Annotated in this window: 13 protein-coding genes and 1 pseudogene; 11 read left to right on the forward strand and 3 right to left on the reverse strand. The window is 61.1% G+C overall.

What is annotated here, in order from left to right:
- The first annotated feature begins 2 nt into the window (after positions 1–2).
- The 5 genes from QM649_RS08495 (at position 3) to QM649_RS08515 (ending at position 3,555) form a co-directional block, all read left to right on the forward strand.
- Positions 3–314: a type II toxin-antitoxin system Phd/YefM family antitoxin gene (locus tag QM649_RS08495; RefSeq protein WP_415198598.1), complete on the forward strand. Its 312-nt coding sequence runs from the start codon at positions 3–5 to the stop codon at positions 312–314.
- On the forward strand, positions 311–700 hold the full coding sequence (locus QM649_RS08500; protein ID WP_415198599.1) for a type II toxin-antitoxin system VapC family toxin: 390 nt from the start codon (positions 311–313) through the stop codon (positions 698–700). The genes QM649_RS08495 and QM649_RS08500 overlap by 4 nt, the downstream gene beginning before the upstream one ends.
- Before the next feature lie 75 nt (positions 701–775).
- On the forward strand, positions 776–1,672 hold the full coding sequence (ribH, locus tag QM649_RS08505) for a 6,7-dimethyl-8-ribityllumazine synthase (protein WP_415198600.1): 897 nt from the start codon (positions 776–778) through the stop codon (positions 1,670–1,672).
- Entirely contained in the window at positions 1,669–2,097 is a 429-nt protein-coding gene (gene nusB, locus QM649_RS08510) for a transcription antitermination factor NusB (RefSeq protein ID WP_415198601.1), read from the forward strand. The genes ribH and nusB overlap by 4 nt, the downstream gene beginning before the upstream one ends.
- A 312-nt stretch (positions 2,098–2,409) precedes the next feature.
- Positions 2,410–3,555 (forward strand): sialidase family protein, encoded by a 1,146-nt coding sequence (locus QM649_RS08515; protein WP_415198602.1) that lies wholly within the window; start codon positions 2,410–2,412, stop codon positions 3,553–3,555.
- A gap of 60 nt (positions 3,556–3,615) precedes the next feature.
- Here the strand turns inward: QM649_RS08515 and QM649_RS08520 are convergent, their stop codons facing one another.
- Together QM649_RS08520 and QM649_RS08525 are read right to left on the reverse strand one after the other, a co-directional pair.
- Complete coding sequence (locus tag QM649_RS08520) at positions 3,616–4,128, reverse strand: hypothetical protein (protein ID WP_415198603.1); 513 nt, start codon at positions 4,126–4,128, stop codon at positions 3,616–3,618.
- 147 nt (positions 4,129–4,275) lie between these two features.
- Entirely contained in the window at positions 4,276–7,935 is a 3,660-nt protein-coding gene (locus tag QM649_RS08525) for a carboxypeptidase regulatory-like domain-containing protein (protein ID WP_415198604.1), read from the reverse strand.
- A 381-nt stretch (positions 7,936–8,316) separates the two neighbouring features.
- Between QM649_RS08525 and QM649_RS08530 the strand changes: the two genes are divergently transcribed.
- The 4 genes from QM649_RS08530 (at position 8,317) to QM649_RS08545 (ending at position 14,088) form a co-directional block, all read left to right on the forward strand.
- Positions 8,317–8,868: a hypothetical protein gene (locus QM649_RS08530; RefSeq protein WP_415198605.1), complete on the forward strand. Its 552-nt coding sequence runs from the start codon at positions 8,317–8,319 to the stop codon at positions 8,866–8,868.
- Between the two features lie 197 nt (positions 8,869–9,065).
- Positions 9,066–9,950 (forward strand): hypothetical protein, encoded by an 885-nt coding sequence (locus tag QM649_RS08535; RefSeq protein WP_415198606.1) that lies wholly within the window; start codon positions 9,066–9,068, stop codon positions 9,948–9,950.
- 259 nt (positions 9,951–10,209) lie between these two features.
- A complete protein-coding gene (locus QM649_RS08540) occupies positions 10,210–10,947 on the forward strand; it encodes a tetratricopeptide repeat protein (protein WP_415198607.1) in 738 nt (245 codons plus the stop codon).
- 180 nt (positions 10,948–11,127) lie between these two features.
- Positions 11,128–14,088, forward strand: coding sequence for an FAD-binding and (Fe-S)-binding domain-containing protein (locus QM649_RS08545; protein WP_415198608.1), 2,961 nt, complete (start codon positions 11,128–11,130; stop codon positions 14,086–14,088).
- 263 nt (positions 14,089–14,351) lie between these two features.
- Here QM649_RS08545 and QM649_RS08550 read toward each other — a convergent pair whose 3' ends face one another.
- Positions 14,352–15,443 carry a hypothetical protein gene (locus QM649_RS08550; protein ID WP_415198609.1) on the reverse strand — a complete coding sequence of 364 codons (1,092 nt, stop codon included), beginning with the start codon at positions 15,441–15,443 and terminating at the stop codon, positions 14,352–14,354.
- Between the two features lie 295 nt (positions 15,444–15,738).
- On the opposite strand from QM649_RS08550, the gene QM649_RS08555 reads away from it, so the two are divergent.
- Together QM649_RS08555 and QM649_RS08560 are read left to right on the forward strand one after the other, a co-directional pair.
- Positions 15,739–16,710, forward strand: coding sequence for an OmpA family protein (locus QM649_RS08555; RefSeq protein WP_415198610.1), 972 nt, complete (start codon positions 15,739–15,741; stop codon positions 16,708–16,710).
- A gap of 286 nt (positions 16,711–16,996) precedes the next feature.
- A pseudogene (locus tag QM649_RS08560) lies at positions 16,997–17,839 on the forward strand (S9 family peptidase); the annotation flags it as partial.

Here is a 17,839-nt window from a genome sequence, read left to right on the forward strand (position 1 = left end):
TCATGGCAAACGCAACGATCTTCGAAGCAAAGACACGGCTGTCCGAGCTGATCCGCCGGGCGCAGGCCGGGGAGACGGTCACCATCACCTCGGGCCGCGAAAAGAAGCCCGTGGTGCGACTGGTGCCGGTCGAGCACGCAGAGCCGGTGAAGAAGCCCCAGCGCCTGGGATTGCTCTACGACCCAAACTTTGTTCTTGGGGATGCTTTCTGGGAGCCGCTCTCGGATGTGGAGATGGGCATCGCGCACGACCCATTCGATGAGGTGATACGCGCTGGCCTGAAGGATTCAGAAAGCAACCGCGACTCCGAATGAGATTCCTGCTCGATACGCACACCCTGATCTGGGCCACGTCGAATCCGCATAAGCTCAGCCGCCGTGTGCGTGAAATCGTATCGGACGAGAGCGTCACCATCCTCGTTTCTGCGGTCTCTGCGTGGGAGATCGCCACGAAAGTACGCGTGGCCCGTCTCCCCGAGGCCGTGAAGTTGGAGGAGGATTTTCTGGGGCACGTGAGCCGCGCCGGCTACGAAATCCTACCCATCTCCGCCGCGGTCGCCCTACGTGCCGGACGGCTTTCGGGCGACCACGGCGATCCCTTCGATCGCATGCTTGCCGCGCAGGCGCTGGCTGAGGACATGCCCATCCTCAGCCTCGACGCCGGCCTCGACATATTTGGTGTCCGCCGCATCTGGCAATAGATTCCGCCATCGCAGCCATCGCATTTCCGTATCGCCGCCTGCCTGACCCCTTTGCCCTGATACCCTTAGAAGGTCATGATTAAAGGCATTACGGCGATACGGCCCGCCAGCTCTCCGGCCGTCTTTGAAACGCTCGTCAGCTTCTTCTCTATCCTTGGCTTCGAGTCCGGTAAGGGCTGGCAGGATGAGACCGGCCAAGGCCGCCCCTTCCTGGCTCCCGTCGGCAACTTAGAGTTTGTGCACGGCGAAGTGCCTCACGCCGCCGGTCCCGCCGACACCTATATTGAGGTCACCCAGCTCGACGAAGTTCGCGGCGTGATCGAGCGCTGGATCGCCCAGCACCTCAGCCCGTCCGAGGGCGAAAAGCGCATCTCGGAGACAGTCGAGACCACCTGGAAGTCCCGCGTTTTCACCGTCGAGCCGGTACCCGGCTTCCGCTATGCCTTTTGGGAACACACCGAGCCGCTGGCCGGTAAGCCGGTGGCGCTCGAGGGCGACCTGGTCGCGACCGACATGAAGTTCGCCATCATTCTTGCCCGCTGGAACGCGGTCATCACCGACCGCCTGCTGCAGGGCGCGCTCGACTGCCTCTACCGCTCGGGTGTCCGCAAGGACCAGGTCAACATCATCCGCGTGCCCGGCGCCTGGGAGATTCCCTCCGCCGCTCGCGCCGTGGCCGAGACCAAGCTGGTCGACGGCATCATCACCCTCGGCCTGCTGCTGCGCGGCGAGACCGCGCACTACGAGGCCATCTATAACGAGGTTTCGCGCGGCATCGGCCAGTCCCAGCAGGAGACGGGCATCCCCCACGCCTTCGGCGTGCTCACCTGCGAGACGCTCGAGCAGGCGCTCGACCGCGCCGGTCTGAAGGCTGGCAACAAGGGATTCGAGGCCGCGTCTGCCGCTATCGAGATGGTCTCGCTCCACCGCAAGATCGCCCAGCAGGCGGCGGAGAAGGTGGAAGCCAAGTGAGCGTAACCGGAAAGCGCCGTAAATCCCGTGAACTCGCCATGCAGATGCTCTTCCAGGCGGATGTAGGCAAGCAGAATCCCGATGAAGTCCGCCAGACCTTCTGGCAGGCCCGTGAAGGCGTCGACGACGACGTGCGCGACTTCACCGAGGACATCTTCCGCGTGGCCGTGAACCGCGACGAAGAGATCGACACCATCATCGAGAAGCACTCGCAGAACTGGAAGCTGACCCGCATGTCGGCCGTCGATCGCAACGTGCTGCGCACCGCGGTCGCCGAGATGATCGGCTTCACCGGCACCCCCGCGCCCATCGTCATCAACGAAGCGCTGGAGATCGCCCGCCGCTACTCGTCGCCCGAGTCGATCAACTTCCTCAACGGTGTCCTCGACGCGATCAATCGCGCGCTGCTGAACGCGCGCAGCTAAGAGCTGAGTACATTGAATGGAGGCATAATAATCTCTATGCCTCCTGCTCAAATCCGATCTATCCGTCGCCAGATCGTTGCAGTGAGGGCGTTGATAGGGATCTTTGTATTTGCACAGATCACAGGCTGGCTCCATGTGAAAGATGCGCCCAAAACGGCCATCCTCATAGGGTCGACCGTGAATTGTCTTTGGCTTGTGGCTCTGTTTAAACATGTCAGACGACTCAATGCAAAATTGAGAGCTATAGAAATCGATTCAAGCTCATCTAGTATGTAGCTGGAGTGGAAGTTTTCAGCGCATTAGCATCAACCCATGCGCCGCATACTGCTCCCCCTGCTTCTCTATCTTCCCTTCAGCTCACAAGCCCAGCAGTTCGACGGCGTGATGCGCCCAGCCTCCGCCGGATACTCCGAGGCGTGGCTACCCACCGTTGCAAAGTCATCCCATGCAGCGAACCTGATCGAGCTGAGGAACGGCGACATCCTCTGCTTCTGGTTCTCAGGCTCGGCGGAGGGTTCCTCCGATGTCGCCATCGTCGTCTCGCGTTTGAATCGCGGTAGTGAAACGTGGACCGCGCCGCTGGTCATCGATCACGAGCCCGGTTATAGCTACCAGAACCCCGTTCCCTTCGAGACCCCTTCGGGTGAGCTCTGGCTGCTGCACACCGCGCAGCCGCAGACGGTTGGGCAAGCCGATGCGAAGGTTCTGCTGGTGAAGTCGAAGGACCACGGCCACACATGGTCGAAGCCTGCAGTGCTATTCGCGAAGTCCGGAGCCTTCGACCGCAACCCGATCCTTATTCGTCCCGATGGCGCGTGGCTGCTGCCCATGTACTACACGCCGACCTCGGCCATCACCACCGGCGCTGAGAGCCACTACTCCGTCGTCGAGCTTTCAAGAAATGAGGGAAAGACGTGGACCGAGTGCCGCGTGCCGGAGTCGAACGGCCTCGTCCAGCCATCATTAGTCAAGCAAGGCAACGGATACGTAGCCTTCTTCCGCAGCCGCTTTGCCGACCATATCTATCGAGCGACTTCGCCCGATGGCTGCACTTGGACCGCGCCGAAGCCCACGCCGCTCGCGAACAACAACGCCTCGATTCAGGCGCTCACATTACAGGATGGCCACATCGCGATCGTCTTTGATGACGCGCATGTTGAGCCCATCACTGGAAAACCGGCTACCGGTCCGCGCGTGCCGCTCGACGTGGCCATCTCCTCCGATGGCGGTCTGACATGGTCGAACGAGCGTGTGATCGAAGCAGGCCGGCGTGCGACGGAAGATCCTGTGGCCTATGCTGCGCATGTGAAGCAAAGCAGCGAGTACGACGAATACTCATATCCATCGATCCTGCAGGCGAAGGATGGCATGCTCTATGCTGCCTTCACCTGGAGGCGCGAGACGATCAAGGTCGTCCGCTTCGCACCGGAGTGGGTAGAGGAATTGCAGCGAAAATAAGCCGAATCAAATAGAAAAAGACCGCTCCAAGGCGGTCTTTTTCTATCGTTTTGCGTGCAGTTACTGGCCGTCCTCTTTCGCCTCGGGCACGCTTGGCAGATCCTTGCCGTGTTCCGGATCGTAGTCGTGCTTCGTCATCCACTCCTTGAACTTCGTCGCCGGCTCGGTCACCAGGCTGCCGTTATGTTTCACGTAGACGAAATCCTTGATCATGACCTTCAGATGGCAGCTGTTGTAATTTCCCGGCTTGCCGAACACCGGTTGCAGGATGATCAACTCGTCGCCGGGCTTCTTCCATTTCGCAGGGAAGGTCTCGTAGCCGGAGGAGTTCATCAGCCGGTAGGTGCAATCGAACTGGAAGTCGAGTCCCTTTGGCTGTCCGTTTTCGAAAAGATCCGCGCGTCCTTCGCCCTTGGCCTCGTCCGTGGAGCGCATATGGTAAAACGTGGTTTCGTTCCGGGTGAAGATGTGGATGCGCAGCGGATAGTCGGAAGGATTGTGGCTGTCGGCGAGCAGTGTCGCAGGAGCGGTGGCCAGCAGCGCGGCGAGCAGGGGAAGAGAACGGCGAAGCATCGGAGTCTCCTGATGAGCGGATCTTGCTAAGACGAGCCGTGGGCGCTCTTCTCTTGAGCAGCCTATCATTTTGGCGGGATTTCGTTTGTAAAGAAAAACGGGCACGATGGCGTGAGCCATCGTGCCCGTAGAACTGCAAAGTACAGGTTAGAAAGTCAGCCGTCCAGCCACTTCAATGGTGCGGGCATTGGGCAGCACGGTGCTGAAGCGTGTTTTGGTGATGTCTCCTGCCGAGGTACCGGTGACCGAAGTGCCTGGATCGCCGAAGGAGGGATGGTTGAAAACGTTGAAGGCATCCGCGCGCAGCGTGAAGGCCGACTTGCGGTAGCCAAGGTTAAAGGTCTTGAAGAGTGAGAGGTCGGTGCGATCCAGGCCGGGGCCGGGGATGGTGAGGCGTCCCTGACCGAAAGGCTTGGTCCCCGCTTCGCTTAGCAGAATGACGTTGTCCGTCGCTCCAAAGCTGGCGAGCGATGTTACAGCAGTAGGTGCCTGGGCGAAGGCGCAGGGGTTGTACCAGTGCTGCAGGGTGCGGACCTGGTTCACACAGGTTTCGTTGTGCTGCGTCTTTGCATTCGGCGTGCCGCCGGTTCCGAAGGGGTCACCGACCTTGAACAGGCCGTTGAAGGCGATCGGCGTGCCGGTCTGCGCCTGGAAGATCGCGGCCAGCTTCCAGCCGCCGACGATCTGGTTCACTAAGCCGCCGTGGTTCAGCAGCAGCTGCCCCTGGCCGAAGGGCAGATCATAGGTGGGCGAGAAGGTGAAGCGGTTACGGACGTCGGTGGTGCTGGCGCCGTAGTTGAAGCGCAGACCGGTGAAGGCCGGGTTGCCGGAGGTCTGGCCGTCGCTGCCCTGGATCGGCTCAACGGCGTCATCCAGGCTGTGCGACCAGGTGTAGCCCGCGAGGAAGTAGAGACCGTGCGAGTACTTCTTTTCGATCTTGGCCTGGAGCGAGTTGTAAGCGCCCACGCCTTCGTTGACCACGCGGTCGATCGTGCCGAAGTCATAGAACGGCTGGTAGAGCTGTGAGTTGGCGCCCGAAGGAACATTGCCTGGGAACTGGTTCGCGCTGTAGCTCACGCGCAGACGGCGGGTGACGTTGCCCTGGTAGCTGATCGTGAACGAGCTGGTCGAGGTGATGGCCTGCTGCACGCTCGAGTTGTAGGACATGGTGTAGGTGCTCTTGGCCTTCACATCCTGCTGGTAGAGCGTCGGCAGGTTGACGTTGGCTGCGAGGCTGGCTTCTGAGCCCGGATCGGCGCCGAAGCCGGTCTCGAGCGTCTGGCCGTTGGTGGGGCAGACCACGCCGGTCGCAGCCGTGTTGTAGCACTGGTTCGGTTCGGGGTTGAAGCTGCTGCTCAGGAAGAACGGCGGGTTGTTGGCCAGGTTTAGGCCGAGACCGATGTTTTCCTGTCCGCCATAAAAGAAGCCGTAGCCGGCACGGATGACCATGCCTTCCTTCGGCTGGTAGGCCAGGCCGAAGCGGGGCGCGAACTCCCAGTGCTGCGGCTTCACCAGCGAGCGATCGGAGGTGTAGGCCACATTGATGTTGTCCTTGGCAAAGAGCGCCGAGATGGTTGCAGGGATGGCATAACCGCTCTGTGATTCGGGAATGTAGAAGGTGCCCGAACCCTGGTTCATGCCGGCGTAGTCACCCACGAAGTTGGCCTGCTCGTCGTGCAGTTCTTCGAAGGGCTGCGTGTACTCCCAGCGCAGGCCGAGGTTCAGCGTCAGGTTCTTCCTGACCTTCCAGTCGTCCTGGACAAAGGCGGCATCGTACCAGCGTAGGTCAGTGAAAGGAGTGTGACTGTTGATGCTCGAAGAGTTCATGTCGTCGAGCAGGAAGTCAGCCACGCCCGAACCGGTGATGGCACCGGTCAGGTCGCCCGGGTCTTCCGTATACGTGCCGGAGAAGCTCTGTGAGCCGGTAGGATTCGGCGTCTGCAGGCCGTAGAAGCGGATGTGCTGCAGGTTCACGCCCACCTTCAAGGTGTGCTGGCCAATCACCTTCGAGACATTGTCGATGAACTCGATCACGTCTTGCTTTTCATCCGAGGGCATGTAGCTGGGTACGCCGATGCTGTTGATATAGCCGCCGAAGCTGATATCCGGAAAGCCGCCGAGGTCGGGAGCATAGGGAATGCCGCCCAGCCCGTAGGCAGCCGCGACGTTCGTCTGGCTGTTGTCCTGCAGGTAGGAGGCGTGCAGGTAGTTGTAGCCAACGCGGAACTCGTTGGAGAAGGTCGGCGAGAAGAAGTGCGTCTCACTGAAGACGCCGCTCTTGGCGTAGTTCGAGACCTGTCCGTCTGACCCATAGCTGCCGCCGTCAAGAACGGGGAAAGGCGGAGTGTAGTTCTGAGGATTGTTCGAGTAGCTGTAGCGGCCAAAGGCCTGGTCCTTCGAAGTCGGATTCCAGTCCATCTTCACGTCGTACTGCGTGGTGTCGTTCGTCGCCGCAGTTGCCGGGATGGTGTAGTTGTCGAAGACCTGGTGCGCGGTGCCTGCGTTCGGTTCGGGGAAAAGCTTGAGGATGTTCTGCGCAATCGCATTGATGGAGCCGGGGCAGATGACGTTCTGTCCTGTAACCGTGCCCGCATAGTAGCCCGAAGTCGTGGAGCAGGCCAGGTAGCGAGAAGGGTCTTTTGCGACCTCAGAGGCGCCTACACTCGGCGTCACGTTGCCGCCCGTTTTGTAAAGCGTGATGGGACTGGTGGTCGCAGCCAGGACATTATTCGCGTCCAGCATTTCCGAGAAGTCGCCGGTCTTCATCAGGTCGGTCGGGACTGTCTGCTTGGGCTGCTCTGGTACGAAGCTCGAAATGCGTGTGCCCTGTCCATCGGCAAAGATGAACAGCTTGTCTTTGATGATCGGGCCGCCCAGCGTCGCACCGAAAACATTCGAGTGGTACGCGGTCGAACCTGAGGTGTTGAAGTAATCGTTTGCCGTCATGCGGTCGCTGCGGAAATACTCCCACAGGCTGCCGTGAACCTGGTTCGTGCCCGACTTGATGCTGGCGTTCACCGCCGCACCGGTCGAGTGGCCGAGTTCAGCACTATAGTCGCTCGACTGCACCTTGAACTCCTCGAGCGCATCCGGCGGAGGCGCCACGGCGTAGGTCGCGCCGTTCAGGAAGTCCTGCATGTTCGAGTTGTTGTCCACGCCGTCGAGGATGAAGTTGTTCTGCGCCACGCGGCTGCCGTTCGAGGAGAAGGCGCCCGAACCGGCGGTCTGCGTATTGCCCTGGTTGGGAGCGTTCACGCCCGTCGTGATCTGCGCCAGGAACAGGTAGTTGCGGCCCTGCAGCGGGCTGTCTTCAATCTGCTGCGTGGTGAAGGTCTGGCCGGTCGCTGCATCCTGCGTCTGGAGCTCGGTCGTTGCTTTGACTTCCACGACCTGCGAGACTGCGCCCGGATTGAGCTTCATGTTCACACCGACGAAACCGCTTACATCGACTCGAATGCCGCCCCGCTCCGAGGTCTCGAAACCATCCGCGGAAACCTTCAGCGAGTAATTGCCCACCTTCACCGGAGTGAAGTTGTACTGTCCGGAGCCATTCGACTTCTGCGTCAGGCTCAGCCCGTTGTCGGTGTTGGTCAGCGTGATGGTTGCACCCGGAATCACCGCCCCGGTCTGGTCGGTGATCGTACCCGACACGCCGCCCTGGTCGACCTGGGCGAAGAGTGGGGACACTGTGCAGGCCAGTCCGAGTGTTGCCGCTGCCAGCAGCCGGGCTGCGGGCAATGTAGCGAGCGGCTTCACCAAACCAGTGGCCAGCCCGGTCTGTAAAGCGATTTTGCGTAAACGTTTCATGGGTTTGTTCTCGTCTTTTACCCGCACCACGGGCTTATGAACTTATCTGGTTGTCTATACCGGTAAAGAGCTGCCGGCGAAGCGCTTGGGGTGAATAGGGACGAGATTACATAAAAACATGATCAAATTGCTACGAAAATTTCATAGATGAGACAGATATTTGATTGATTTACAGGCCGCTCCATAAAACTGCTTTATGCCAAAGTGCCAGATGACTCTGCAAAATCACCCCGGGAAGCGGCGATATACGCAAGGGCCATGACCTGAAGTCCGCGGAGATGTACCTTTTCCGAGCCACTGCTTACGCCTCTGGTGCCCCTGCCGGTCTTCCTCACTGTCTCTTGATATGCTCAAGCTGGGCCAAGGCCCCGCTACTCCTCCATGAAACGATCGCTTCCGCTCGCCGCCGCCACCGCGCTTTTCCTCACTCTCGCTGCCTGCTCCCGTGATAACCAGAGCGCGTCTCCGACGCCGGTTCCCACGCCGCAGGAAAAGAAGGCCGCGCAGCTGCAGGAGGACAACGACCGCCAGCAGCTGGACCAGATTCCGCCGCCCTCGAAGAGCCGTTACATGGCGATTCACACCCGTGAGAGCTGGTCGAATCCCTTTCTGGTGGTTGGCAAGAAGACAGTCGTGATGCGGATGATGAACCCCGAGAGCCCGCAGTCGGGCGCGTTGCCGGGAACCATGCTGCATCCGGCCGGAGCTCGCCGGCGCGAGCTCACGCTGCGTCTCTCTGAGCTGAACGAGGCGCTCGCCGCGCTGCCGGAAGACGCATGGCCTTACGGCCGCGTGATTGCGCTGGAAGAAGACCCGACCGCGCCGCGCGCTGACCGGATCCAGGTACGCCGCAATGTCGAGACGACGATCCAGGTCCTCAACGATCTTGGAGTTGTCGTGTACGAGTGGCCGAGCAGCGGCGCTCTGCGATAAAAACAGCCCGCCCTATATCCGCATTCGGAACTCTCGTTCCGTTGTGAAATCCGTGCGTGCGATGCGCTCGTTATATTTTTTTGCGCCCGCCCACGCTCCGTCTCGCTGCGTCATAGTCGAGTTCCGGGGCGCGTTCACTCGATGGATCACGCAGGCGATCGATGCATTCCGAGTCCGCACGGAGGCGCGTCAGTCCCATGCATCTCAGAAAGTGTCTTCTGTCTCTGCTGCTGTGTTTTGCGGCATTCCTGACATCGGCATCGGTCTCATTTGCGGAGCGGCCGTCCGCGTCCTCGAGCGGAACGGAAGATGCGAGCGAGCCCGGATGGACGGCGACGACGCAGCGCTTATTCGTGCCGCCCTCGCCCCAGGAAAAGCCGTTCTCGCGGATGGCCTTCAGCGCGAGTGTCTCGCCGTTGGGCATCGGCCTGACGACCGCGACCAATGTGAAGCCGTACATGAACCTGCGCTTTACAGGGAATGTCTTTGGGTACACGGAGAACAACATCTCCACGAACGGCTTCAAGTTGAATGCCTCGATGAACCTCGCATCGACCGGGATCGCGCTCGACCTGTATCCGTTTCCGCGGCGCGGGTTGCGTATCAGTCCCGGGCTGCTGATCTACAACGGCAACCAGGTGACAGCCAGTGCCAACGTGGCCGCCGGCTCAGCCCTGACACTGAACAGCCAGACCTATTATTCGGCGAACACGAACGCTGCCATCGGCGAAACTCCGCTCTCGGGTTCCGCCGCGCTGAAGCTGAACAGCAATAAGGTCGCTTACACGATGACGCTGGGCTGGGGCAATCACGTGCATCCCAAGCGGCATCTCTCTTTCCCCTTCGAGATCGGCGCAGCGTTTATCGGCTCACCCGCGGTCAGGATGAACCTGAACGGCTGGGCCTGCGCGGACGCCGCCCTGCAATACTGCGCCAGTGTTACCGGAAGCAACCCCTTCGCTACGCAGTTCCAGTCCGCGCTCAAGGCGCAGCAGGCCAGGTGGGACAGCGATCTGAATCCGTTGCAGTTCTATCCGGTTCTTTCGGTAGGCGTGGCATATAGCTTCGGCATCCGCAAATAGGAGGGACTTCAAACTGCAGCACTCCCGCTTGCTCTGGCAAGAGACGGTCCTCTGTGGCAGCCTCATCCCGCGCCGAATATTCCGCACTCCATAAAGACTGGGTTTTTCCCTTGCTTCTTTCGCGTGGGAGAAGGAAAGATGGACAAGCTCGAGCCGTATTCGAGCCTCTTTCCGAGGTGTCCTCATGCGTCTGTTCTGTCTTGCCTGCCTGATGACTGGAGCACTTCTTTGCACAGCGCAGGAACCTGCGGTTCCGTCTTTGACTAGCGAGCAGCAATCTCTTTTCGACGCTGCAAAGAAGGATTTCGGCGAACATCACCCCGAGCTTGCGCTGGAGAAGATGAAGCAGCTTCACGCGATGGTTCCTGACAACCCGACGATCACGGACGCCACGGCCGAAACAGCTGTAGTCGTGGGTGACGATGCCGATGCCATCACGCTGCTGAAGCCGTGGACGGCTACGCATACGGACGACTGGTTCGCCCTGGAGTGGCTGGCGCGCGCTTATGCCGAAACCGGCAATGTGGCCGAGCGAGACAAGACGATTGCTGCTGTCATCAAAGCTCACGAGACCACTGCGAACGCGCAGTTCCAGCGGGCGGACCGGTTTCTCGTGGAGCGCGTGAAGTTAGCGAGTGGCTCTCTGGACATCTACTATGCGATCGTCCCCTTCAGTCCATACCACATCTACATGCTGGGGCGGCAGGTAGACGCGAACAACGCTCTGATTCGGCAGATCACGCTCGAGAGCAACGATTTCGACCAGCCTGGCTTTGCGAAAGAACATCCCGACATGGCGGCAAAGGGAATGCGGCGCTTTTCGATGGATACCTACAGCGCCAGTAAACCCAACCCCGATGGCACGACGACACAGACGCAGGCATTGATTGGATTCATAGACGGACAGCCGAGCTACGACGACACGAAAGCCCGCATGCTAAGCGTGGCCAAGGGTGACGCTCCTCCCGCGGCCACGCGCACGGGAATCCCCGTATAGAAATAAAACCATAGAGCAGGCTCGAAAACCGCGTTGTGCTTTACGCCGGATAATCTCCTTCGTCTTAACCCAAATGGAAAGCGGCGGAGTTGGTAAGGGAGGGCCAAAGGGCACAGCGCATCACTCGATCGTGATGCCTGGCCGTGACATACCCTCACGTCGTCTGTAATCTGACGACGCATGGCTTCACCGTTTCCCATCCTCGGCTCTGCTCCTCATCCGCACGAATCCTTTTCCGCAGCGCGTGAGCTGGAAGCTCGTCTGCGCCGCACGGTGCGCGGAGAAGTCCGCTTCGACTCCGGCTCGCGTGCGCTCTACGCTACGGATGGCTCGAACTATCGCCAGCCGCCCATCGGCGTCGTCATTCCGCGCGATGCGGCCGACGTCGAAGCGACGGTTGCTGCCTGCCGCGAGTTCGGCGCGCCGATCCTCTCGCGTGGCGCGGGCACCTCGCTTGCCGGCCAGTGCTGCAATGTCGCCGTGGTGCTCGACTTTTCGAAGTACATGCGCAACATCGTCTCGCTCGACGCGGCCACGCGCTCTGCCGTGGTCGAACCGGGCATCGTGCTCGACCGCGTGCGCGAGGCAGCCGAGCTGCATCAACTCACGTTCGCGCCTGACCCGGCAACACACTCGCGTTGCACCCTCGGCGGCATGATCGGCAACAACTCCTGCGGCACGCATGCGCTGATGGGCGGCAAGACGGTCGACAATATCCACTCGCTCGATGTGCTGCTCTACGACGGCACGCGCATGACCGTCGGCCCGACGAGTGATGAAGAGTTCCAGCGCATTCTTGCCGAAGGCGGACGCCCGGCCGAGATCTATCGCGGCCTCGATCGCATTCGTCAGCAGTACGCGCAGCTTGTGCGCGATCGCTTTCCCGATATTCCGCGCCGCGTCTCCGGCTACAACCTCGACGAGCTGCTGCCCGATCGCGGCTTCCACGTAGCACGCGCGCTGGTCGGCAGCGAGGGCACCTGCGTTACGGTGCTCAACGCCACGCTCGATCTGAAGCCCAGCCCGCAGTGCCGTCGCCTCGTCGTCGCAGCCTTCGACGATGCGTTCATTGCCGCGGATCATGTGCCCTTTGTGCTCGACTTCAAGCCCATCGGTCTCGAAGGCATCGACGACGTGCTCACCGGCTTCATGCTGCGCAAGGGACTCGCCGTCGAAGATGTAAAGCTTCTGCCGCCGGGGCGCGGCTTTCTTCTGGTCGAGTTCGGTGCAGACAGCAAGGATGCAGTCCTCGCGCAGGCTGAAGCCTTCACCGCCGCAGCGCGCAGCCTGCCGTCGCGCCCGTCCGTCGAGCTGTACTCCGTGGCCGAGGCGCATCGCATCTGGGCGGTGCGCGAGTCGGCGCTCGGCGCAACGGTTTTCGTTCCCGGCGAGCCGCACGGTTGGGAGGGTTGGGAGGATGCCGCCGTTCCGCCGGAGAAGCTTGGCTCCTATCTGCGCCAGCTCTTCGCGCTGATGAAGGAGTACGGCTATCGCAGCCCGATGTACGGCCACTTCGGGCAGGGCTGCGTGCATCTGCGCATCAACTTCGACCTTGAGAGCCACGAGGGCGTGCGCAACTTCCGCGAGTTCCTCGATCGCGCAACGGATATCGTCATCGCGCATGGCGGGTCTATCTCCGGAGAGCATGGCGATGGGCAGGCAAGAGGCGCGCTGCTGCCGAAGATGTTCGGCCCCGAGCTGATGCAGGCTTTCCGCGAGTTCAAGGCGCTGTGGGACCCGGAAAACAGGATGAATCCCGGCAAGCTGGTCGACCCGGTTGCGGTCTACGAGCCGACCGATAACCTGCGCGTGGGGCCTGATCGCAAGCCGAATGCTGCCGCAAAGGATGCAACTTTCTTCCGCTTTCCCGACGATCAGGGTTCGTTCGCCGAGGCCACCCTGCGCTGCGTGGGAGTAGGCGCCTGCCGCAAGGAGAGCCCCGGCACCATGTGCCCCAGCTACATGGCCACGCGCGAGGAGAAGAACTCGACGCGCGGACGGGCGCATCTGCTGTGGGAGATGCTCGAAGGCGATATCGTGCCTGGAGGTTGGGCCAGCGAGCCGGTGAAGGAAGCGCTCGACCTGTGCCTCGCCTGCAAGGCCTGCAAGACCGAGTGTCCGGTCAACGTCGACGTCGCGACTTATAAGGCGGAGTTTCTCGCGCACCACTACCAGCAGCATCGCCATCCGCTGCGCGATTACGCCTTTGGCTTTATGGACCGCTGGGCCGCGATGGCCAACGCGATTCCCGGCATCACTCCGCGCCTCGCCAATCTGCCGTTGCAGATACCCGGCCTGAGCCACGCCATCAAGGCTGCGCTCGGCATTGCTCCCCAGCGTGATCTGCCGCGGTTCGCGCCGCGCAGCTTCCAGAGCAGGCGGGTGCCACATGTCTCGAACCTGAGACATGGGAATGACAAGGTCCTTCTCTGGCCCGATACCTGGAACAACTACTACCATCCGCGCTCGCTCCATTCGGCGGAGCAAGTCCTCGCTTCTGCGGGCTTCGAGGTCGACGTGCCCGCAGGCCATGTCTGCTGTGGGCGTCCGCTCTATGACTTCGGCTTCCTCAATCAGGCGCGGGCGTATCTCGAGCGCACGATGAAGACGCTCGCGCCCCAGATTGACGCGGGCCTGCCCATCGTCTTCCTCGAGCCCTCGTGCGCCTCGGTCTTCCGTGATGAGCTGCGGAACTTCTTCCCGACAGACCCGCGTGCGATGAAGCTTCGCGAACAGATATGGCTGCTGGCCGACTTCCTCGTGCAGCGCGCGCCGGAGTATCGGCCGCCGGATCTCACCGGCCGCAGCGTGCTCGTCCATGGCCATTGCCATCACAAGTCCGGAGTCGCATCGGGCGCGAAGATGACCGCCGAGACCGAGCTGCTCCGCCGTACCGGCGCCAACGTTACCATGCTCGATTCAGGCTGCTGCGGCATGGCCGGGCCCTTCGGCTTCGAGAAGGAGAAGTACGAGGTGTCGCAAACCCTCGGCGAGCGCGTGCTGCTGCCGGCCTTCCGCAATGCCGATGCCGACGCGATTCTCGTCTCCGACGGCTTCAGCTGCCGCGAACAGGTCGCACAGAATCTGCCCCGCCATGCGGTGCATCTGGCTGAGGTCCTGGCTGGAAATCGCGAGAGATAGAGACTGAAGTTGGAATAGAGATAAAAAGCTGTCATTCCGACCGGAGCGAGACAGCTTTATCGTCTCGCGCAGTGGAGGAACCTGCGGTTCTCTCATCAACCGGCGAGAGGATCAGGGTGCCCCGTCCAAGCTTCGCCTGGGCGGGAGATACGAACCTCTTTGAGCCATGATGGGAATGAGCTTGCCTGTCCCCACACAGACCCCAAGCCAGAACCAGATATGGAACCAGAGATTGGATGGGCCACACGCGGTGGCCCGCAAGCTCATATCGAAACCGCTGTCGCCGCCTCGGCCGCTTCTTCCGTCTGCCGCGACGGCAGGAACTGCGGAAACTCCTGTGGCCGTTCGTCTCCGTTGAGAATGCTAGCTGTCCATCCAAGGAAGCGATCGCGCTGGTGTGCCAGCTCCGTAGCCCAGCGAAGTGTCTCCTCGGAGGCCTCGCTCACCAGCCGGTTGTCGAGCAGCAGGTCCTCATGTTGTCGGCCGCCGAGCTGCGAACAGATATCCTCGGCCCACTTCGCCTGCTCAGGGCTGGAAGTCGTGTAATAACCGCGCACTACGCCCTCGGCATAGCAGCGGTAGAAGTACTCGGCGGCCGCCTGCTGGCCGCGCTCCAGGCTTTCGAGGGACACCAGCTCTTTTCCGTCGTAGACGCTCTCCGGCGCGTCGATCAGGCTGCTCGCCGCCTTGTGGTCGACCTTGAGCTGTTGCCCGATGACCGGCAGGAAGCTGTCGATCCGCAGGACCCAGCGCAGCAGGCGCACACGCTCGCCGGCCAGCATGGACATATTGATCTGTCCCCACTCCCAGTGGCCATCGGCTGCCATCAGGGCCTCGCGATCTGTGCCGGAGAGCCGGTCCCAGATGCCGCGGTTGCGCAGCAGCTCAAGGTGGATGCGCCGGGAGATCACCTCAACCCCTTCCGGCACGGTCTTGGTCTTGAGATAGCCTTCGCTGCCGCTGCGGTTCAGCAGCACGGCGTAGACGAGGGTGAGGTCGGCGAGGTACTTCCGGATTTCCGCCCGCTCCTCGGCCGTCAGGACTCGGGGTACGGGCTTGCTGTCTGGCAGAATGCTGAGCGATTTCGCCGCGTTTTTCTCGCGGCGCGCCTGCCACCAGGCTGCGAGCGCCAGGAAGGGCAGCAGGATGATGCTGCTTCTGCCGAGAAGAAAGGCGATCCAGGCGCCGACCAGCAAGGGAATCGACACCAGATAGAGGAATTGCCAGAACTGCTTCCGGGCGCGGCGGTCCTTATGGAAGCGCCGCAGATTGAGGAAGGCATTCGTCCAGGTATGCGGGCGGAAGAACATCCGCCAGTAGGACTTCGTGAGAAGGAGGTGGATCAGCGAGAGCATCGTACTGGCCCTATCCTACCGTTCGCAGGGATAGGCCATGCCAAATTTGCTCACTGGGGGAGAGTAAAAAAGGGATGGCGATTCCGGGGTGCGTCATTTTTACATAGCTTAATTCAGCGCTTATCCTGCCCTATTTTTTGTGCATTTGACGACTAAGTTGTTTATTTTCATAGTCGAAATTTTCTTCACGAAAGCTGCCTGACTTTGGCACGGCAGTTGCTCTATGTCATGGCGTACGGGACGCTGCGCAGCTTCCGACGTGTGCTCTTAGATCATGCCGAGGAAGTTAAAAAACATGAGCGATAAGAAAACGATGATCGGAACCCAGAACACCGCGATGATTTCGAAACCCAGGACTGTATCGGCCATGCTGCTTGCGGCCATCCTTGGGCTTCCCGCGGTTGCGCAGACTTCGGGCACTGCGCAGGTGAATACCGGTGCGACCGCAGGTCAGGCTGCAACGTCCTCGCAGCCGAATCCGAACGACAATAGCACCTACGCCACCGGGCAGCCTCTGCAGACCAAGTCGAACGAGGGCTTCTGGGGACATATGAACCCCTTCGCCCGCAAGAAGTGGGTAAAACGGCAGATCGATCCGGTTAAGGATCGTCTGAACGAGCTCGACCAGCTCCAGGCAAAGAACGCCAACGATATTAAGGATGTGGATTCCCGCGCTCAGGCCGGTATCCACCAGGCGCAGTCCACCGCCGACCAGGCCAATCAGACCGCAGTGGCCGCGAATAACACCGCGACCCAGGCGAATCAGACGGCCCTGCAGGCGAGCAACCGCACCGGAGAAATCAGCAACACCGTCAACGGCCTTGATCAGTATCAAAAGGTCAACGACACCGAAATCCGCTTCCGTCCCGGCCAGACCGTGTTGAACGCCAAGGCCAAGGATGCCCTCAGCCAGATCGCTACGCAGCTGCAGGGCCAGAAGGGTTACATCGTCGAAGTCGCCGGCTACTCCCGCGCTCATGGGCAGGCCGGTATCCAGAGTTCGCAGCACATGGCCGACGCGGTTGTCCGCTACCTGGCCGAACAGCAGATTCCGGTCTATCGCATTCATCAGGTCGCGATGGGCAACGCTCCTCTTGACGACGCAGATGGCACGCACGGAAGTGTAGTACGCGTGACCCTGATGCAAAACAGTTTAGCGAACTTGAACTCGCCCGCTAACGGCGGTTCACCGATCGGCGCGACGCAGTCTTCCAACCAGCCCTCCCCCCAAGGTGCTGCGTCGCAGCCAGCGGTTTCCCAACAGTAACCGGAGCACATAACTACAAAAATCCGGCCTGAAGTTCGCAACCAAGCTCTCACACAACGAGAGAACCAAGGCAGATTGGCCCCTCACTCGAGGGGCCGTTTTTTTTGCTGTTCGCGTTATTTCCCGACCGAATAGGGAGCGACGATCCCTGGTGTGCCAAGGGGAAAATCCTTCGTACTCCGAGTGAACAGGATGCGCCCATCGGTTTGATTGCCATCCAGGGAGCGGACTGGAAGAATGGTCCCAACCTGGGCCGGGCCCGTGTTTGCCCGGGATCCTCTTCCCTATGAGAACCTTGCCTGCCATGCTGTTGCTGCGCTCCGTCCTGATCGCGTCCACTGCTTCCGTCTGCGGCTTCTTTACTCCGCTATGCTCCCAGGCGCAGTCTTTCACCCTGCCGCAGATTCTCGGGGTTCCGTTCAGCTCGAATCTAACGGCAGCGCCGAAGGGCAACAGTTTCGCGTGGGTCTCCGATGCGAAGGGGCATCGGGATCTGTGGGTTTCGGTCGACGGCCATTCGCGTCAGCTGACGCATGACGCGGGCGATGATGGCATCGACCTCGGCAACCTGACTTGGACGCCGGATGGCGAGTCTATCGTCTATGTGCGGGGCGGCGATTTCGAGTTCCCGGAAAAGCCTTCGCCGAACCCGGCGCTGCTCAAGGACGGCATTGATCAGCAGATATGGATCGTGCCGGTGACCGGCGGCGAGCCCCGGCTGCTCACGAACGGGCAGGCGCCGGCGGTTTCGCCGGATGGCAGGACGCTCGCCTATCTGCTGAAAGACCAGGTCTGGACGCTCGACCTCACCCAGCCCGGCGCGAAGCCGGCGCAGCTTTTTGTCGGGCGCGGTAAGGAGGACGATCTGGAATGGGCGCCGGATAGTCACGCCCTCGCCTTCGTAAGCCATCGCGGCGACCATAGCTTCATCGGGCTCTTCACCTTCGCAGGCCAGCAGGTCAGCTATCTCGCACCCGGTACGTATCGCGACGAGAGCCCGGTCTGGTCGCCCGACAGCCGGCAGGTGGCTTTCCGGCGTGTGCCGCCGGATGTGGCCGGCGAGAGATTCGGCGCGCATCGTACGGCTGCTCCATGGTCCCTCTTCGTGGCCGATGCCGCGACCGGCGAG

This window comes from Silvibacterium sp., assembly GCF_047605705.1.
Taxonomy (GTDB): Bacteria; Acidobacteriota; Terriglobia; order Terriglobales; family Acidobacteriaceae; genus Silvibacterium.